Here is a 20,466-nt window from a genome sequence, read left to right as displayed (position 1 = left end):
TCAAGAAGCCGTATTCAACATAATGCAAGCCCTAGTAGAATGATAAGGTGCTTTCCACATGCTTACTTTGTCTTCCTCTGTATAGGGATTTCCATTCTCATCAACCCTAAAATGCCATTCTCCATTTTTATGATCGATCAAATGGTTTTTGGTAAATTCCCAAATGGATAGGGAAGTGGAAATGTATTTCTCGTTGTCTGTAAGCTCGTAGACATACTTTAAACCAACCATGGCTTCCAGTTGTGGCCACCAATGTCTGTCGGTATCCACTTGGCCATTTTTTAAGTTTTTTTCATTGATAACACCACCATCCGAAGCAATGGCTTCCTTCATGAAAGTATCAGCTACCTTTATGGCCGTCTGCTCAACATTATCCAATAATTGATTATTCCCCAAACGTTTTGTAGCTTCTATCACCAACCAGGCCGTTTCAATGTCATGTCCATATGAAATGGTGCTACTCAATAGATTCCAATTAAGATCAAAGAATAGTTCGTAGTGATTCTCTTTGTTCAAGAATTTTTCCTGGAATAAAAGAACAAGGTCGTAAAGTGATTTTTTAAGCGAGTCACTGTTATGAATGTCCGCGAGTCTAGTGTAGGCCTCAAGAATATGTAAATGAGTGTTCATAGTCTTGGCAGCATTCATATCCTTTGTGCTCAGCCTCATATCAGAAATTGGAGACCAATCTTCATTGAAAGCCTCCAAGTACCCGCCATTCATTTCATCCTTTGCAGTTTTTTCTATCGTTTCAAAAAGCTCTATGGCCCATATTTTGGAATCTTCATCTTTAGAAAAAGTATAGTACTCTGAAAGTGCGTAAATGGCAAAGGCCTGGGCATAAATCTGTTTGCGACCGTTAATGGGTGCTCCGGTATAGTCCAATTCCCAAAAAACACCATTTTGAGCACTGTCCTTGAAGTTGGTTTTTAGGTAGTGATAAGCCCTATCGCAAACAGCTCGGTATTTATCTGTTCCTAAATAGTTGGATGCTGCACTAAACGACCAAAGAATCCGGGTGTTCAGAATGATTCCTTTCGGGGATTTGGTAATCACTTTGTTAGTATGGTCAATTCTGCCCAGAAATCCATCATGTTCCCGATCAATAGTTTCATTGGCCCAGTACTCTAGAATGCGGTCCAGCTCTGCTCTTAATTCGGATTTAAGCTGTTTGTAAGCATTAATCATCAATACAAAACCCTTTGTTTTTTTCAATCAATTCAAGAACGGTCTTCACTGAATTTGCAGAAGTGAATTTATCCTCTGGAGAGTTCATCACATAATCCACTAGTTTGTCTACCGTGGAGACAGCTACGTGCATTCTGGTATCTGAAGAAGCATAATAAATGTATACCGTGCCATCATCATCGGCTATCCAACCATTGGCAAATAATACATTGGAAACATCTCCTGTGCGTTCACCATTGATTGGTGCCATAAAATGACCTGCAGGTTGATGGCTGACTTTTGAGATATCCTCCAGTTTGGTCATGAACATGTACAATGTATAGCGCAAACCAGCGGCGGTTTTACGAACTCCATGGGCCAAATGCAGCCAGCCTTTCTTTGTTTTGATGGGAGCTGGTCCCTGACCATTTTTTAGTTCATAAACCGTATGGTACCTTTTATTATTTATGATTTTCTCATTTTTTACTACTGGGTTGGTCATGTCATCAACATACCCCAATCCAATTCCACCTCCGCTTCCCACGTTGATAAATCCGTCCTGAGGCCGGGTGTAAAGCGCATATTTTCCATTTACAAATTCAGGGTGCAATACTACGTTTCGTTGCTGCCCTGAATCTGAGACCAAATCGGGCAACCTTTTCCAGTTTTTGAAATCCTTTGTACGAACTATCCCCGCATTTGCAATCGCCGAGCTAGTGTCCTCCGACGAAGCGTTGGGGTCTTTTCTTTCAGTACAGAAAATACCATAGATCCAACCATCTTCATGCTCCGTTAGCCGCATATCATAGATATTGGTATCGGGGTTTCCCGGAATTTCGGGAATAACGAATGGCTTATCCCAAAACCTAAAACTATCAATTCCATTAGGGCTTTCTGCCATGGCAAAAAACGATTTGCGGTCATTACCTTCAACTCGCAAGCACAAGAGATAAGCTCCATTACGTTTTATGGCACCCGCATTAAATGTGCTATTGAACCCAATGCGCTCCATCATAAAAGGATTGGTCCCTACATTGAGATCGTATCTCCAATTCAGTGGTATATGATCTGGTGTCACAATAGGGAATTCATATCTATAGTATATGCCATTTGACTTATTTAACGGTATATTCTTTCTTTCCAGAAGTCTTTTATGTTCTTCTTTCAACTTTTCGAAATAGTCTTGAGGGGCTATGTTCATATAAAATTTTAATCTAGTTGTTGGTTTAATCTATTCCACCAGTATTTTTTGAGCAATACTATACATATTGCCAAAATCACCAATGAAACATACATTTCAGTGTTTTTCCTAAAAATTAAATACATAGGAATTATGACCAGGGCAGTTTGCGCTACAATTCCGATAAGTACATTGAACATATCCCTGCCAAATTCAGTATTCTTGGAAATATCTGGATTTTCTTTGGCCACTTTCTCATGAATTGGTTTCCAAAACCCCCATGGCCTTACATTTATATAAAAAGATGTGAGGGTTTTCTCGTCTGTTGGTGGCGCGGAATAGGTGCCGATGATACTTCCGACCAAAGAGGCGAATAACAATATGGGAAACAAATATAGCTCCAGGACATCTGGAAAAAGTTCTGGAATGATAGCTGCACTGACAAGACCTGCCACCATTCCCCAGAAAAAGCCCTCTCCGTTAAACCTCCACCAATGCCATTTAAGAACATTAGCCCCAACATAACTCCCATATAATACGGAAACGATCCATTGAAGCACGGCATTAACATCTTCCGCGAAAAACCCTAAAACTATGCTGATTATCACCACGATTATACCAAAGAAGTAATTCATGTTCCTTATTTTCTTGCTGGATGCATCAGGATTTTGATACTTTAAGTATATATCATTTACCAGATAAGCCTGCGCAGCATTGAGTGTTCCGGCAAAGGTTGACATAAATGCAGCAATCAATCCAGCAAGCAGTAGTCCTAGAAGACCCATTGGAACAAATTCGATCATTGCTGTGGGTAAAATCAATTCAAAATCTATATTCCCGGCTGCATTCATCAAATCCAGTCTTTCATAATATATCAATGCCAAAGCAGCAAAACCCGCAATCATGAGATAACGTATAGGCATTAAAACCACTGAAACAAAGGCACTCATCTTTGATGCTTCTGCAGGAGATTTTGTTGAAAGAATCTTTTGCATATCGTAGTTGGGTGCAGGGCCGGCAACACTGACCAATATTCCTTTAAAAACCATCATCATAAAGAATATGGTGAAGAGCCCGAAACCATCAGATCGTATTTTGTCGTTTACTTTGGGAATAATATTGGTCCAATCCAGGTTGAGTTCCCAACCGAAGAATGGATTCATCCAGCCATCGGGCACGTTCAAAGGATTGCTTCCAACTGCCTGATAGCCTATGTATGCTATAACCAAGCCAGAAACGGTCATGATACTGAATTGTACCACGTCGGTCATCACAATTCCGGACATACCTCCCAATAAGGAGTAGAAAACAGCAAAAAAAGTAAAAATGGTACCATAAAAGTGTGGCACGTATTCAAGTGGAATATCAAACGGTATGTAACTACTTATGGACTCCCATGGGACAAAAATCTCAATGAACTTTCCGAGACCAATAAATCCATAGGCCAAATATCCCAAGCACATGATCAATGCGAAGACCACAACGATCAAATGCGAACGCTTGGCACCTTTACCAAACCCAAATCGGGTTCCAATCCATTCTGCTCCTGTGGTAACGTTAGAACGTCTTAACCATTTTGAAAGGTATACCATCAAGAAAATCTGGTTGAACACCGGCCATAACCATGGGATCCAAGCACTTTTGATTCCATAGACGAACATTAAGGTCACCAACCAAATAGTCCCCGAAATGTCAAACATCCCAGAGGCGTTCGACAATCCCAGCATGTACCAGGGAATGGATTTTCCTCCCAACAGATAAGCATCCTTGCTTTTCTGGGCATTTTTTTTAACGACGAGTCCGATGACCACAGTGGTCAATAAGTAGACTGCAATTATGACGATATCACTTGTAGAGAGCACTGATCAATACTTTTTAGATGCTTGTAAATCACGTAACAATAAGATTTCTGGAAATTTACTGAATCTCAAGAAGTCTGTTCCGCTTACATGTCCAGGATACGGAACATAATGATGGGTCTTATTGGCATTTCTCCAAAAAAGCACCCACGCAATCCCAGATGATCCAATTTGCGGATAGAGTACCTGGGTGAACCATTCTTCATTAGGGATTTTCTCAAACCCTGTTTCGGTAAAGGCGTAAAGTTTGTTTTTATCTGCAGCTATCTTTTTGAGTATTTTAATGTTGCCTTGAAGATTTTCTATGTACTCGTCCGAATCGTTATGATCATAAATATCAATCCCCAGAATATCAACATATTCGTCCCCGGGATAGTATTCAAGATAAGTTTCTTCACTGTCAACTATATTAGGAGAATAGGTGTAGAGAATTTGATTTAAATCATGATGGTCTCTTAAAAGCGTGACCGTTTTCCTCCATAAAGAAATATAATCCTGTACGGAACAACTGGCTTCTCCCCACCAGAACCAATCTCCATTCATTTCATGAAAAGGCCTTAAAACAATGGGTATGGGTCTTCCTCTGTATTTCAAGGATTTAATGAAATTGGCCAACTGACCGACCCAATCTTCATATTTTTTCCAAACCTCTTGGTTTCTTAAGATTTGGTCTACTGCCGGCTCCACGTCCCAAGAATCACCATCTGTGACAGGATTGTCCAGATGCCAACTAATTGTGATTATTCCCTTTTTAGAATACGCCTCAATAATCACTTCCTGAATGGCCTTGAAAGAAAGTGAATCAAGATTGTTTCTAAGGCCATGTTCAATATGTCCCAAGTCAAAGCCATATACTGCAGGGAAATCACCTGTTGTCTTTTGAACGTCGCTTTCAAAAATTTTGGATCCTACGTTGTATTTCCAACCAATACCGTATCCAGGAGAATCTTGGTGACCCAATAGGATTCCCTTTTTTGATGAAAAAAAGAGTTTTTTATGAAGCTTTTTGGTGGTCCTGGAAGGTTTGGCGTCGACCAAATCAGGTTTAGTGTACACCTCATTATAAAGTGGCTTGCAAGAGCAGACCCAAATTAAGACCATTGGTAAGATCAGAATCTTTCTTGAATAAATTTTGAATGACATACTAGTTTCATTGTGGTTGGTTGGTGTTCAGTAGAGCTCACAATATATGAATCAAATATACGTAGGGCCAGTAAAAACTAATGATATTATTTAATCAAATAAATAAAGAATATTTTCAGGTTATCATATCCAATCTTCGAAGATATAAAACATAAACTTTGTTTATACATCTGTATATCAATGATATAAATACTTTGTTTTTGATTTAGAGCCGTGCTTTTTTTAACATGATATCATCTTTTCATCCCAAATGGACAACCAAAATAGCATCTTGTATCACTTTATTATGAAATAGATTTTATCCACAATAGCAATAAAAAGGGACTAAAATGTATGGTATGTTATTTATTGGCTTAGTAATCATGTATTTCATTCACACTTTTTCCTTTTGATGATTATTTGAACATGATTGCCGATTAACAAAATATTATACTATAAAATGATTAAATAGTATTATTCGGAGTCAAGGGGTTAAAATAAATTTGTTTGTGCAAAGCACTTGATATTTAACAATACCATAGTTGCATTCATCGAAAATTACGAACCAAACAATTTTGACTCAATGATTATGCGAAATTCTAAATTTAAAAAGGATATGGCGCCTAGCGTCTATATCGTCTTTATTTTATTTGCATTATTGTCCCAAATGGCTCTTTCCCAGAATAGGGTTAATGGAGTTATTACCGATGCCAACAACATGGGGATTCCGGGTGCGAATATTATAGAAAAAGGCACTTCCAATGGTGTCGTCTCCGACTTTGACGGAAACTATACAATCGAGGTTGGTGACAATGCCACTCTTGTAGTAAGTTATGTTGGGTTTGTCACCAGAGAAATCCAAGTGAATAACCAATCAACAATCAATGTTGTGCTAAATGAGGATTTAGAACAGCTTGATGAGGTAGTGGTAATTGGTTATGGCACACAATTGAAAGAACAGATTTCTGGTTCCGTGGCCTCTGTGAAAGTTGAGGAGCTAACCAAAATACCGCAGGTAAGTGTTGACCAGTTGATTCAGGGTAGGGCAGCAGGTGTGGCCATTACCCAAAACAGTGGTCGACCCGGAGGGTCTGTATCTGTTCGTATTCGTGGTGTGGGTTCCATCAACGCCTCTTCGGAACCTCTTTACATTATCGACGGTGTTCCTGTTTCAGGTGACGCCAATAATCTATCAGGAAGTGGTATAAGTGTCGATAATAGTTCGGGTCCATTATCATCCTTAAACCCAAACGACATCCAATCCATTGATATTTTAAAGGATGCCTCCGCAACGGCAATATATGGTTCAAGGGCTTCCAATGGGGTGGTTATTATTACCACCAAGAGTGGTCGTAAAGAATCTGGAAAGTTGACCTATAACGGATATACGGCGTTTCAACAACCAACCAATATTCTGCCAGTACTCGATTTACCTGGGTATGCAGAGTTACAGAATGAAATGCGACGGGTTTTTCAGCAACAACCCAGATTGGAATTTGCCGACCCAAGTATATTGGGTACAGGCACCAACTGGCAAAAAGAGATTTTCACCGATGCCATTTTGCAAAACCATCAACTGTCTTTCTCAGGAGGTTCTGAAAAAACACAATACTACATGTCTGCTTCTCTAACAGATCAAGAGGGTATAATAGAAGGTAGTGGTTTTCAAAGGGGCAGTGCCCGCGTCAATTTAGATACCCAGATTTATGACAACCTAAAGGTTGGTGTTAATATAACAGCAAGCAGGACCGATGAAGATTTGGTTGCCAATGGAAACTCAAGAGGACTTGTTGCGCTTGCACTAAGAAATAACCCAGAGACCGCCGTGTTTAATCCTGATGGTTCTTTTGCAGGTCCAATAACAGCAGAGCAGATAGCTTTGGCCGTGCCTAACCCCATTGCACAACAGCGAAGTTTAGAAAATGACCTTAGAAGAGATGTTATTTTGGGAAGCGCATATGCGGAATGGGGGTTTGCAAAAAACCTAAAATATAAGATTCAGGTTGGGGGTAACTTCACCCGTGAGAAAAACAGGCAATTTCAAAACTCTTTTTCATATGGGGCCATTAGCCTGAATAATCCACAACTTACTGAACAGACTGTTGACAACACTTATTCCATTGTAACAAATACTTTAACGTACAACAATAGATTTGGAGACAAGCACGACTTAACATTATTGGGAGGTCACGAAACACAACGAAGCTCCTATGACGGAATAAGAGCATTGGGTATTGGTTTTGTTGATGAACGATTTAGTACACTCAATAATGCTCAAACATTCAACTCAACTCAATTTAAAGGAAGTAGTGCTCTAGAATCATATTTTACCAGGGCTATTTACTCTTTTGACAGCAGGTATAACATTACCGCTTCATTTAGGGCGGATGGTTCGTCCAAGTTTGCGGAAGGAAACAAATGGGGTTATTTCCCGTCGGTTTCGGCGGCTTGGAGACTTTCAAATGAGTCTTTCATGGATGGCTTTGATGCTATTCAAAACATAAAAATTTATGGAGGGTATGGAGAAGTTGGTAACCAAGATTTGCCCAACAATCCAGATTTATCCTTATTAGGACCTACCATTACAGATTTAGGAACTGGATTTAGGGTCACCAGCTTCGGAAACCCGGATGTAAAATGGGAAACTTCCAAGCAGATCAACCTTGGTCTTGATTTTTCTTTGTTCAATGGCAATGTAAATACCAGTGTTGAAGTATATCGGAAATTAAGTAGTGACTTCCTGTTCAGGTTGGCACTTACAGATTTTGTCCTTGGAGGAAACTCAAACCTCAACGCGGGATCAGTCCTACCGCCATTTGTAAATCTTGGAGAGATGGAAAACAAGGGAATCGATGTAACACTAAATGTAAATGCAATAACCACGGAAGACTTTTCTTGGAACTCTACACTGACTTTCTCCCACTATAAAAACGAAGTTCTTGACCTTAATGATGTAACCGCTTTTGGTAATGCCAATCTAGATGATACCGTAGAGACCCTTACCAGGACGGTTGTTGGTGAGCCCATCGGAGTTTTCTACGGCTATAAGGTCGAAGGGCTTTTTAGGTCATTGAACGATTTAAACAATGCCCCTGTACAATTTGGCCAGCCAGTTGGTGATGCTTCCTCTGTGGGCCGAACATGGTTGGGAGATATAAAATTTCAAGATGTCAATGGTGATGGGGTAGTGGACGGCAATGATCGGACTGAAATCGGAAATCCTCATCCAGACTTCACCTTTAGTATGCAAAACAACTTCAGTTATAAGGGATTCAATCTTGGAATCTTTTTACAGGGCTCATATGGCAATGAAATTTTCAATGCAATAAACAGGTCGCTTACCGGTACCAATTTAACCTTCCGCAATCAACTAGATTCGGTATTGGATTATTGGACCCCGGCTAATCCTGATGCCACCCATCCAAGATATACCTTGAACCAAACCCCTAACATTTTTATTTCAGACAGATACATTGAAGATGGTTCATATTTACGGATTCAAAATGTACGGCTTGGATATACGTTCCCATCAAAACTATTGGAGAAAACTTTTTTCAGCAGTTTAAATGTATACGGATCGGTTCAAAACCTATACACATTTACCAACTATTCAGGATATGATCCTGATGTAGGGTCATTGGGGCAGAATCCAATACTTGCAGGTATCGACAATGGTCGTTATCCCTTGCCCAGAACGTTCACTTTTGGTGTTGATGTAAGCTTTTAACAAAATAAAAATCGCTATTATTATGAAAATCAGTTTACTTAAGTCTTTGTCTGTTTTCCTTGTTGCTACAATGATGTTGATATCTTGTAGTAAGGAATTCCTTGATCGTCCACCGGAGGACACACCCAGTTCAGCAGACTTTTTTCAAACAGAAGCACAAATACAAACCTCTACCAATGTGCTTTACAATGTGCCTTGGTTTGATTTTGTAACAAATTCGGCTTGGTGTATCGGAGATCTTTCCGGGGGTACCGGAAGAACTTGGGACCCTAGAAACCAAAGTTTTGAACTATTTGACGTAACTGGAAATCTAAATACGTTACAAAGAGCCTGGGGTTCCCTTTGGGCTGTTGTCGCACATGCCAATACGGTGATCAATGAGGTTCCTGAAAGGGCAAATGCAGATGTCCCCCAAGCGGTAATAAACAATGCAGTAGGCGAAGCCAGGGCTATGAGGGCCATCTCTTATTTTTATTTGGTAAGAATATTTGGTTCTGTACCCATTATAGAAGATAACGTAGAATTGGTGGATGACACCTACATTCCAAGACATTTGGTTTCCGACGTCTATACTTTTATAAAAAATGACCTCAATTTTGCCATAGATAACATTTCGCATAACAAATCAAGTGAACCTGGCAGAATATCCAGCAATGGAGCAAAAGCTATGCTTTCTAAGGTACACTTGACCTTGGGTGAATATTCATTGGCCTACACACTTTCTTCGGAGGTTATAGCTTCCGGTGAGTTTAAACTTTTGGGGGGAACCGCAGAAGATGGCACTTCAGGGAGCTACAATGACCTGTTCTTGACAGCCAATGATAATAATCTGGAAAGTATTATCGCCTTGCAATGGACGGGCAGTGGCAATTTTGGAGAAGGCAACGGCGTACAAAGTCTCTACGCATTATCTGGAATCACGGGATTCGACGATGGCTGGTCCGCAGTTGGACCTTCTTTGGACCTTCAAGATACCTATGAAGATAAGGTTGTAGATCAGCGTTACAAGGCAACCATTATGGATCCAGATTCCTTTTACCCAGATTTAAACGGAGGATATACTGCACCTGGTCCAGCTGGCTGTAATGCACAAGGAACCAACGTGGCCATCAAAAAGTATGTTGTAGGAACACCAGCCAATAATGGTGGTGGGGTGAGAAACAGTTATGCGAACAATACATATCTTCTGAGATATGCGGATGTTTTGTTGATTCACGCAGAAGCAATCATTCAAGGAGGAGGAGGTTCTGTTGCCGAAGCAGAAAGCTCTGTGAATAAAATAAGAAACAGGGCTGGACTTACATCAATTTCCAATCCAACATTTGAAGATGTATTTAAAGAACGTAAGCTCGAATTTGCTTTTGAAATGGAGCATTGGTACGATGCCATTAGAAGGTCGGATGCTACAGCCTATTTGTCCTCTATCCAACGTGGTTGGTTCAATGATACTGATAGAGGGGCCTCAGGTGGAATAACGGATAGGTTTGTGAATGTTACAGAAGACAAACTGATATTCCCCTATCCAACAAATGAAACCATCAACAACCCAGGGCTTTTAGACCCGCCTGTTCCTTACTTTAATTAAAAAATTATGAAAACTAGAAAAATTCCATCGGTATGTATCTTGGCCATGTTGTTGATTTTGGGTCTGGGATGCAGCAATGAATTCAACCAACCTGACCCCATAAATCCAGGGGATAGTGGACCCCCTGTTATTAATTCCGTAACGGACGTGAACAATAGTTCAACCGTACAGACCGGAGTTTTGGGCAACACCATAAATATTAAAGGGCAAAACCTCAAGGATATTGTGTCCGTAAAATTCAACGGATTTGAAGCTACGGTTAATCCCAACTTTGCCACTCAAAGTGTCATTGTACTTAGCGTTCCTCTTGGAGCTCCGGTAATTGGCTCAAACAAACTCATCGTAGAAACATTGCACGGAGTAGCTGAATATGACTTCTCTCTACTGAACATCTCAAGTTTTTCAGAACAAATCATTGATGGAGTCAGTGCCGTAATTCTTGAAGGAGGAGATTTTAGCGGAGCGTCTTCTGCAGCTTTTGTAAATGGCGTTGGTGTGGACGGACCGTTTGAAGAAATCAGCACGGACATTATAAGCGTTTCAGAAGAGCAACTTACCATTGCAGTTCCAGGCGGAATTGTTCAAGGGTTCGTGCAAATAGAAGTTAATGGTGCCATAGCACAGTCAACTTCATATGGCTTTAATTATCCCATTTTTACGGATGCAATCATCAATGATTGGGACCTTGGAGGTTGGGATGGCACCCAGGTACTTTCCGATGAAGTTACCCTAGGGTCTACATCAATTCGTAGAGATAGTAACAATTGGGCCGGACTTACGTTCACGGCAACTGATGCTACAGAAACATTGAGAATAGCTGATTTTAGTGCGCTAAACTTTCAGATATTTCCAGGCAATGACCAGACCGTAAGGGTTGCCTGTGCCCTCAATGATTTTGATACCCAAATAGTTCTTGATTTGGTTCCAGGAGAATGGAACAGTTTCAGTATTCCCTTGACCGATTTTTACGCACCAGGTACTGCTCCTGAAACCATTACCAGAATTGATTTTCAAGAATTCTCGGGAGGAACCGCACCATTCCTGTTCTACTTGGACCAATTTGGACTGATTCAATAAGGAGGACTCAAACATTAATAAGATGATTATGAAATATATCAAGTATAACAAAATAGCAGCCTTATTTGCCGTTGGAGCGGCGCTCCTAACATTTAGTTCTTGTGAAGACGATGAAGAGGTGTTTCCGCAGTCAAGTACACCAACGGAGAACATTACCCAAATATTGGCTCGCACTTCTGAAGCATCAACACTGTTGGGAGCTTTGGAACAATTTGATTTGGACGATGTCCTTGCCAATAGTACTACATTCACACTGTTTGCGCCAACCAATTCGGCATTTAGTGGAGTAGATCTAACCGCAATGAACGACAGTATTTTGAGAAATACATTGTTGAATCATGTGTGGAATACCAATACCGCGGATTTGTCATCAAATCTTCAAAAAGGGTACAGGCTGACCATGGCAACTGGGGTAGATGGAAGAAACCTTAGTTTCTTTGTCAATACGGATAGTCCAATGACGTTCAATGGTGTAGCCTCTCCAGTACAAGGAATGTTTGACCTGGGTGCAACCAATGGAGTAGTCCATATGGTGGACAATGTACTTTTAACTCCAGATGTGGTGGACCATGTATTGGCCAACCCTGAATATTCTTCCTTGGCTGCCGCTTTAGCCCAAGTCGAATTGGTAGAAACCTTAAAAGGAGGAGGACCTTTCACAATTTTTGCTCCCGATAATGCAGCTTTCGAAATGCTCATGGCTCAATTAAATGCAGCATTTGGTTGGACTAATTTATCTGATATACCCGATGAAATATTAACAGATGTATTGCTCTATCATGTTGTTGTGGGTGGTAATGTTACTTCCAATGAAGTTGACGGGGAAAGCTTTGAAACAGCACAAGGGGAGTCATTTTCAATCGATGGAACTTCTATCGATGATGCGTCTGAAACAAACGCAGAGATCAATCTGGTAGATGTTCAGGCCACAAATGGTATTGTACACGGAACGGACAAAGTTTTATTGCCTGATACTGTATTTCAACAAGTGCTCGGCGCAACCCTTGATTTAGCTGCAAGGTCAGAGGACCGAGGGTTTACTTCCTTATTGGCAGCAGCAGAGCTTGCTGGTCTTGCTGAAAGCTTAACCACGGAAAACCTTACGGTCTTTGCTCCAAACAATGAAGCCTTTGACGCTCTGTTTGCAACCATAGACAATTTTAATTCTCTGGACGATTTTGATACCCCAGAAGAAATTGAAGCACTAAGAAAACTATTGGAATATCACCTATACGTCGGCACATTGGTAGAATCAGAACTTACGGATGGTAGCTCTGTAACTACTTTACTTGGAGACACTTTTAGTGTAAGCGCTACAGATGTTATTAGGCTAAGCCCATCATTTACTGATGCTATCCCTTCCCAAGTGGTCAATGCCAATATTGGAGCTACCAACGGTATTATCCATGAATTGAACAGGGTCCTTGTTCCTGTTGAATTATTGGATGCCCTCGGTATTGAAGTTGCTGGTGATTGCGATGGTCCACATCCGGTCACAGACGTGGATTTGGTATTCTTTGATTGGGATGGTAAAGACCCATGGTGGGGTAATGTACAAGCAGAGAATGATGGTTCCATTTCAAATGATGGCTCCAGTTACGGTAGGGCCAACTTCCAAACCGGGGGTACAGGATGGCAAGATTTATTTTGGAGAAATGACCCAAGTACGTTCAACGGTGCAGCCACAGTGGGCAGTAATCTGAATGATTATGTACTGAAATTTGATATCAATGTGTTAGAACCCATAAATGCGGGAATGTTCAGGATAAGGTTCAATTCAGGTGGCAATGGAGGAGTAGATTCTTTCTACGATTGGGCGCCTTGGAACGATACCGGTCAGCCATTTGACACAGACGGATGGCAGACCATTGAAATTCCGTTGACAGAACTGGGCCAACCTGATTTTAGCTTGGTAGATAACGAGTTTGGGATGGCATTTGAAGGTGCCGACATTCTATTGAACTTTGCTATTGACAATGTTCGATTTGACGAACCCGGTTACCAGTGTGGTGGGCCAGACCCCGTAGATGACCCAAACTTGGCGTTCTTTGATTGGGATGGTAAGGATCCATGGTGGGGGAATGTACAAGCGGAGAATGATGGCGCCATATCTTTGGATGGATCCAATTATGGTAGGGCCAACTTCCAAACCGGAGGTACGGGATGGCAAGATCTTTTCTGGAGGAACGATCCAAGTACTTTTAACGGAGCAGATGTTGTTGGAAGCAATCTGAACGATTATGTTTTGAAATTTGATTTGAATGTACTTGAGCCCATAGATGCTGGAATGTTCAGGATAAGGTTCAATTCAGGCGGCAATGGAGGAGTAGATTCTTTCTATGATTGGGCCCCTTGGAACGATACGGGGGAACCTTATGAAACAAACGGCTGGATTACGGTGGAAATCCCCTTAACCGATTTGGGACAACCCGACTTCAGTCTTGTGGACAACGAATTTGGAATGGCGTTTGAAGGTGCCGATATCCTATTGAACTTTGCAATTGACAATGTTAGATTTGAAGAAAAATAAGAGTTGAGTTAGTTTAATTTTAAGGATTCCCACAGGATTTTTGTCCGTGGGAATCTTTCATGAAACCCTCTATGAAGACGATTACCTCGTTTTTTTTGATTCTTTGCCTAGCCGTTGGATGTTCTTCATCCGAAGGAAAAGGTATGGAACAACCCATGGACGACGTCACAGGGGAAAATGAAAACCCAGATGGTAATGGTCAGGACCCAGACGGACCAGATACGGGTAATACAGGCTCCTTTTTATCCGTTGTAGAAGAATTTGGTCAATTGTCCGTAACCGGAAATAAAATGGTGGACCAAAACGGAAATTCCGTTCAACTTCGAGGAATGTCCTTGTTTTGGAGTCAATGGATTGGAAAATATTATACTCCAGAAGTTGTAGCCTGGTTAAAAGATGACTGGAGGTGCACAGCGGTAAGAGCAGCTCTGGCAGTTGAGCATGAAGGATATTTGGAAAACCCTGAGGTAGAAAAACAAAAGATTTTTGCCGTGGTTGATGCGGCCATTGCCAATGGACTTTATGTCATTATTGACTGGCATGACCATCATGCAGAGGACCATTTAGAAGAATCCGTGGCATTTTTTGGCGAGATGGCAGAAAAGTACGGTGACTATCCAAATATTATTTACGAAACCTACAACGAACCTTTAAACGTGTCTTGGAAGAATGTATTAAAACCTTATCATGAAGCAGTGATATCTGAAATTAGAAAGTATGATTCGGATAACTTGATAGTATGTGGCACGCCAAATTGGTCCCAGGATGTTGAGGATGTGATTTTTGAAAAGCTAGATGACCCAAATGTCATGTATACCCTGCATTATTATGCAGCAACCCACAAACAGGAACTTAGGAACAAGGCGCTGCTCGCCATCAATAATAACATCCCAATCTTTGTTACGGAATATGGGGTTAGTGAAGCCTCGGGTGATGGTTCCATAGATGGCACTGAGGCAGAAACATGGTGGAATTTCTTGGATGAGTACAACATATCACATCTGAACTGGTCCATTGCAGATAAGGAAGAACTTTCCGCAGCCTTAAAACCAGGGGCAAGTACAATAGGGGGATGGGCCTTAGACGACCTAACTACTTCTGGAACAATGGTACGTGAGCATCTCAGAGAGAAAAACAAAGCTTATTAAGATGACGAATCATTCGAACTTAATGAGGCAATCCGTATTAACGCATAGCTTTAAGTATGTGGTTTCGTTCTTTTTGATTCTTCTCAGCTTTTCATGCTCCAAAGAACCAGATGAAGAAACCTTTTTAAGTGGCAATAAGTCCTTATTTTCATTCTCGATAAAAGAATTACCGGACCTGGACTTTTCAGGACTGAACCAGAACCAACTGGAGGCCAGTATGACCAATCATTCCGATATGACCAAATTGACAGCCGTATTTGAAGTTTCTAAAGGTGCCACGGTCTATATTGGCGAAACGGTTCAGCAATCTGGGGTTACAACCAATGATTTTAGCAACATGGTCACCTATAAAATAAAGGCGGAAGATGGAAGCACTACTACTTTTAATGTTTCCATTCAACCCTATATTAACCAAGCACCTACAGCTGATGCTGGTAGTGATTTGGTTTTATATCTGACCACAGGGGCAAGCACGGCATTGGTAACATTGGATGCTTCGGAATCCACAGACCCTGAAAACCACGAGTTGACCTATGAATGGATTCTCGATAACAATCTGATTGCGGAATCCAGAACAGCAGAAATCTCATTAGGTTTGGGTGTTCATGAGGTAACTCTGAAGGTGATCGATAACGAGGGAGCATCACATACCGATACTGTTACCGTTGAAATTCGACAAATGGGGGATTATTTACCAATTGATTCCAATGCAACCCAACAAACCAAAGATGTTTTGAACAATCTTGCGGCTCTGGCCATGGGAGATACATTTGCCTTTGGGCAAGAGTTCCCACTTTCCTTCCAGTTGAATGCTTTGAACTATGATTTGAGCACCTCTGATTGTAAGGATGTATCTGGAGACCATCCGGCTGTGTACGGTATTGACCCACATTACATGCTCTACAAAAGTGCATCGGAAAGGCAATTGCATATAGACGAAGCAAAGGCTGCGTATGAAAACGGTTCTGTGGTCACTTTCGACTTTCATCAAAGAAGCAAAACCGATGGTGAAATTTATTTTAATCAGATTACATCGGAAACCGATAAAAGCCTCATGCACGACATTGTTAACGACATGAACAACGCCAGAAGCTGGTATTTTGGAGAACTGGATGAGATTCTTGACATTATCAACAATGAATTGGACTTTACCATAGTCTTTAGACTATTTCATGAAATGAACGGAGGCTGGTTTTGGTGGGGAACCCAAGCAACCAATCATTCTCCTGCTCTATATGTCGACTTTTATCGTCTTACGGTTGACTATATCAAAGAACGATCAAATCATGTGCTTTTTGCTTGGTCACCAGATAAAACCCTGGATACTTCATATTATCCAGGAGACAGCTATGTTGATGTTGTTGGAATCGATTTCTATAATCCAAATAACATCGACCTAAAACAAAGGTTGATCGAATTGACAGATTTTGCCGAACAGCACAACAAAGTGGCTGCCCTTACCGAAACAGGTCAGCAACAGTATGTTTCCAACAACCCCGATTTTTGGACGGACAATATCCTCTCTGTAATAGAAGAGGGGGGAAGCGAAATAAGAATTGCATGGGTGTTGGCATGGTTCAATGCTCCATGGGATGGTAGCCAGGATAATTTGTTCATTCCAAATGCTCAGAGTTCACAACAAGTGAAAGACGACTTCATTACGTTCAAAAATAATCCAAGGACTTTGTTTCAAGAGGACATAAAAGCATTGAACATCTATGGTCCTGCTAACAGCAATTAGCCAAAAGTGGTTAGTTGATTTCTTCTACTCCAATTTCAATTGACGATTGTGTTTTAAAGATTTGGAGAGGTCCATTATTATTTCCAACAAGTAAATAGGGGATTCCTCGTAGATTTATCTTTTTTATCACCTTGGTGTTTTCATCCAAATGAAAATCTTTACTTGGTGCAGGAACCAACTTGCCTTTGTTGTTTAACAAAATATATCCAGAATTACCGTCATATCGAATGGTTTCCACCTCAGTTTCATGAATGGCCCCAACACCAATCACATCCAGGTACCCATCTTTATTGAGATCAACCACTTCAAAATCTAGAGTGGGTCCTTTTTGGGCTGCATTCGGAAGACTTTTCAATTCAAAATTTCCATTTCCGTTATTGATCAGCAAGCTGGAATGAAAAGTTTTCGCTTCGGCATGATAGCTTTTTTCTAGAATATCGGCTCCATAAATATCCTGCAATGAAGAATTGGCAAAAGCTTTGTATGACTTAAATTTTTGATCGAGGAATGGGTTTTGTTGGGTTGAGCATTCCTTACCTCGGGTAGGTACAAGCCTCCCTTTGTATTCTTTGCTCAAAATCATATCAAAGCTTTCATTGTCATCAAGGTGGCTGGCATAAACATGTAACGGTTTTTCAGCGGTAGGATGAAATTTGTTGTTCTTTCCCAAATTCCCAATCAAATAATCATCATCTCCATCGTTATCAATATCCAATATTTCAATACTTTGCCACCACCCCTGCGAAACTTTTACTCCATCAATAGGCAACAAGGAAAAGTGACCGCCTGTGTTTTCAAAAACTGAAATGGGCATCCATTCTCCAACTACAATCAAGTCTTTGTCACCATCCTTATCGTAATCGGAAAAAACCATATCGGTAATCATACCAACGGTTTCAAGTTCTGGAGCTATCCTTTGAGTAGCCTCGGTAAAAACGCCACTGTTATTTTCTAAAATGTATGACTTTGGTGGTAAGGGATATTTTTTGCCTATCAAGCGTCCGCCAACAAATAAATCCAAATCCCCATCATTGTCGTAATCAATTGATATTACCTTTTTTGTAGCAATGAGCATTTGGGGTAGGGTAGTGGTCGTTGAAAAATTACCTAAACCATCATTTTTGTAGAGTACATCCTGCAAAGAAGGGTCATTTTCATCAAATTCATAGCTTCCGTTTGTGGCGTAAAGGTCTAAATCACCGTCACCATCACAATCAAACAAATGCAGTCCCAATGTTTCCTGTTCGGCATGTCGTTCAAAATCCGGAGTCTTTTTCTTCCTGAACAGACCATTTTTTTCTTGAGTAAATAATACAACCGATTGCCCTTGAGCCCCAGAGACAATGACATCATCCAGTTCATCATTGTTTACATCTCCCACTTCAATATCTGGCCCTAATTGTGAAAGTTTCTGAGGCAACAGCACTTGATTTTTAAAGTCATCATAGATTGGTTCAGTATGCTCAAAATCAATTTCTAGTGCACTTTTATCAATAGCTTTCAGATACTCTTTTCTAACTAGATTGTTGTTCTGACGTGAAGGTTCCATAGCATTTTTCTGATGCACTACAAGGATTTGGTTTATTCCTTGATTCTGAAGAGTTGAAATGGTGCTGTCTGGCCATTCAACCACAATGGACTGTACTTTATCCACATTCCCCAAACCAAAATGCAAAGCATCTTTCATTGCGGATTGATACCCTCGGGCAAAGTAATTTGTTTTGAGCTGATGCCCATTTTTCGTGACAATCTTAACCTTTGCCCCAATGGCATCAACATTCTTTTGTTTTCCTTTTAAGGACAGCTTTATAAAATTGTGCTCCTCTGAATTATTTTTGAAGATAGAAGCTACATCCGAAGAATTATTGAGGACCAGGTCAAGGTCGCCATCATTGTCCAGATCTCCGTAGGCCGCTCCGTTGGAGTTCATGGGAATGTCAATACCCCAGTGTTCAGAAACATTTTCAAGTTCAAGTTCCCCTTTGTTCTGAAAGATGTAATTGGCCATTTTTTCTCCTGGCATAAGTTGCTCCAGCTCCTCGATACCCATGCGTGGATTAGCCTGAATGGTAGGGCGGAGGTTCACCCGGAAATCTTGATTTCCCAAGTCCTTTTCAATACCATTGCTGATAAAAATGTCTTTATAGCCATCATTGTCAAAATCTGCAATCAAAGGCCCCCAGCTCCAATCTGTTTTGGAAATTCCAGTGAGTTGTGCAACTTCACTAAAATTACCTTTGCCTAGATTTAATTGTAATACATTGGACATGTAAGGGTAGTGGTAGTTGGATTCTACCATATACTGGAACCCACGGCTATCCATGGTCGCCATATTTTCCTTACTTCGTAAATGGTCCTCTGCCAACATATCCAGCACCACCAAATCTGGCAAAAGATCGTTATTGATATCAGCATAATCTGAACCCATGCTGTTGTAGGAAATGTGATCGAACATCCCCAGTACATCATCGGTGAAAGTGCCATCTTGATTATTGATATAAATATGATCGGGTTGAATAAAGTCATTGGCAACATAAATATCTGGCCAACCATCCTCGTTAAAATCTCCAATGGCCGCACTAAGTCCCCATGCTTTGTTTCTCAGTCCTGATTCTTCAGTGACATTGGTGAAAAATCCATCATCATTTCTAAACAATTGGTCTGAAAATTCATCGATATAGGCCCAATTGACCTTTGAATCAATTTTTCGAACATTGTTGAAATCAGATCGATGATTTACCAAATACATATCCAAATCCCCATCCTTGTCATAATCAACAAAGTAGGATTGAATGGAAAATCCTGAGTGGTCAATTCCCCATGCCTCGGCCTCATCTTTAAACGTAGCATCACCCTGATTGATAAAAAGCTTGTTTTTTCGCAAATTGGAATCTTGCAACGCGCCTGATTTGCAAACGTATATGTCCAGATGCCCATCATTGTTGAAATCCATAACATTCACGCCGGTGGTCCAGCCCAATTCATCAGAAACCCCAGCCCGAACGGTAACATCTTCGAACTCAAAATCGCCCTGATTCAGGTATAGTTTATTGGAATTTTGGTTGGATGTAAAATAAATATCCAACAACTCATCATTGTTAAAGTCACCTAGAGCAACCCCACCACCATTGAAAATATCGAGATAATTTAAAAAATTGAATGTATTGGTCTGTTTGACCTTATTGATGAAATCTATACCGGTTTTAGAGGCTGGCAGCAGTTCAAAACGAGGAGTGGACGATGCATTTTTTGTTTCATTGGATTTTTCGCAGCCAAAAAAGACTGTCATCAACAAGACCGAAAAAAGGCAAACTCGCTTCAAGGTCATGA

The 20,466-nt window shown here is 40.7% G+C and carries 11 protein-coding genes; 6 read left to right on the top strand and 5 right to left on the bottom strand.

Annotated features, from left to right (window positions below; all coding sequences use genetic code 11):
- From DX873_RS05270 to DX873_RS05255, 4 genes are read right to left on the bottom strand one after another with little or no spacing between them, the layout of a single operon-like run.
- Positions 1-1,215, bottom strand: coding sequence for an AGE family epimerase/isomerase (locus DX873_RS05270; RefSeq protein WP_232520863.1), 1,215 nt, complete (start codon positions 1,213-1,215; stop codon positions 1-3).
- Positions 1,181-2,368 (bottom strand): glycoside hydrolase family 130 protein, encoded by a 1,188-nt coding sequence (locus DX873_RS05265; RefSeq protein WP_116183449.1) that lies wholly within the window; start codon positions 2,366-2,368, stop codon positions 1,181-1,183. Before DX873_RS05265 ends, DX873_RS05270 begins: the two co-directional genes overlap by 35 nt.
- Positions 2,369-2,376: 8 nt before the next feature.
- A complete protein-coding gene (locus tag DX873_RS05260; RefSeq protein ID WP_116183448.1) occupies positions 2,377-4,209 on the bottom strand; it encodes a sodium:solute symporter family protein in 1,833 nt (610 codons plus the stop codon).
- A 3-nt stretch (positions 4,210-4,212) separates the two neighbouring features.
- The gene (locus tag DX873_RS05255) at positions 4,213-5,349 is read right to left on the bottom strand and encodes a glycoside hydrolase family 26 protein (RefSeq protein WP_116183447.1); all 1,137 of its coding nucleotides are present in this window, start codon (positions 5,347-5,349) and stop codon (positions 4,213-4,215) included.
- 568 nt (positions 5,350-5,917) lie between these two features.
- On the opposite strand from DX873_RS05255, the gene DX873_RS05250 reads away from it, so the two are divergent.
- The 6 genes from DX873_RS05250 to DX873_RS05225 all read left to right on the top strand — a co-directional run bounded on the left by DX873_RS05250 (position 5,918) and on the right by DX873_RS05225 (position 17,136).
- Positions 5,918-9,055, top strand: coding sequence for a SusC/RagA family TonB-linked outer membrane protein (locus DX873_RS05250; protein ID WP_181899441.1), 3,138 nt, complete (start codon positions 5,918-5,920; stop codon positions 9,053-9,055).
- Positions 9,056-9,077: 22 nt separating this feature from the next.
- A complete protein-coding gene (locus DX873_RS05245) occupies positions 9,078-10,640 on the top strand; it encodes a RagB/SusD family nutrient uptake outer membrane protein (RefSeq protein WP_116183445.1) in 1,563 nt (520 codons plus the stop codon).
- A 6-nt stretch (positions 10,641-10,646) separates the two neighbouring features.
- Positions 10,647-11,717: an IPT/TIG domain-containing protein gene (locus tag DX873_RS05240; protein WP_116183444.1), complete on the top strand. Its 1,071-nt coding sequence runs from the start codon at positions 10,647-10,649 to the stop codon at positions 11,715-11,717.
- Positions 11,718-11,745: 28 nt separating this feature from the next.
- The gene (locus tag DX873_RS05235) at positions 11,746-14,247 is read left to right on the top strand and encodes a glycan-binding surface protein (protein WP_181899440.1); all 2,502 of its coding nucleotides are present in this window, start codon (positions 11,746-11,748) and stop codon (positions 14,245-14,247) included.
- Between the two features lie 71 nt (positions 14,248-14,318).
- Complete coding sequence (locus tag DX873_RS05230) at positions 14,319-15,395, top strand: glycoside hydrolase family 5 protein (RefSeq protein ID WP_232520862.1); 1,077 nt, start codon at positions 14,319-14,321, stop codon at positions 15,393-15,395.
- Between the two features lies 1 nt (position 15,396).
- Positions 15,397-17,136 (top strand): glycosyl hydrolase, encoded by a 1,740-nt coding sequence (locus tag DX873_RS05225; protein WP_116183442.1) that lies wholly within the window; start codon positions 15,397-15,399, stop codon positions 17,134-17,136.
- Positions 17,137-17,146: 10 nt separating this feature from the next.
- On the opposite strand, the gene DX873_RS05220 is transcribed toward DX873_RS05225, so the two are convergent.
- Positions 17,147-20,464 (bottom strand): VCBS repeat-containing protein, encoded by a 3,318-nt coding sequence (locus tag DX873_RS05220; RefSeq protein ID WP_116183441.1) that lies wholly within the window; start codon positions 20,462-20,464, stop codon positions 17,147-17,149.
- Positions 20,465-20,466 lie beyond the last annotated feature (2 nt).

Source organism: Flagellimonas nanhaiensis, assembly GCF_003382275.1.
Taxonomy (GTDB): domain Bacteria; phylum Bacteroidota; class Bacteroidia; order Flavobacteriales; family Flavobacteriaceae; genus Flagellimonas; species Flagellimonas nanhaiensis.
This window is presented reverse-complemented; position numbering and strand designations above follow the sequence as displayed.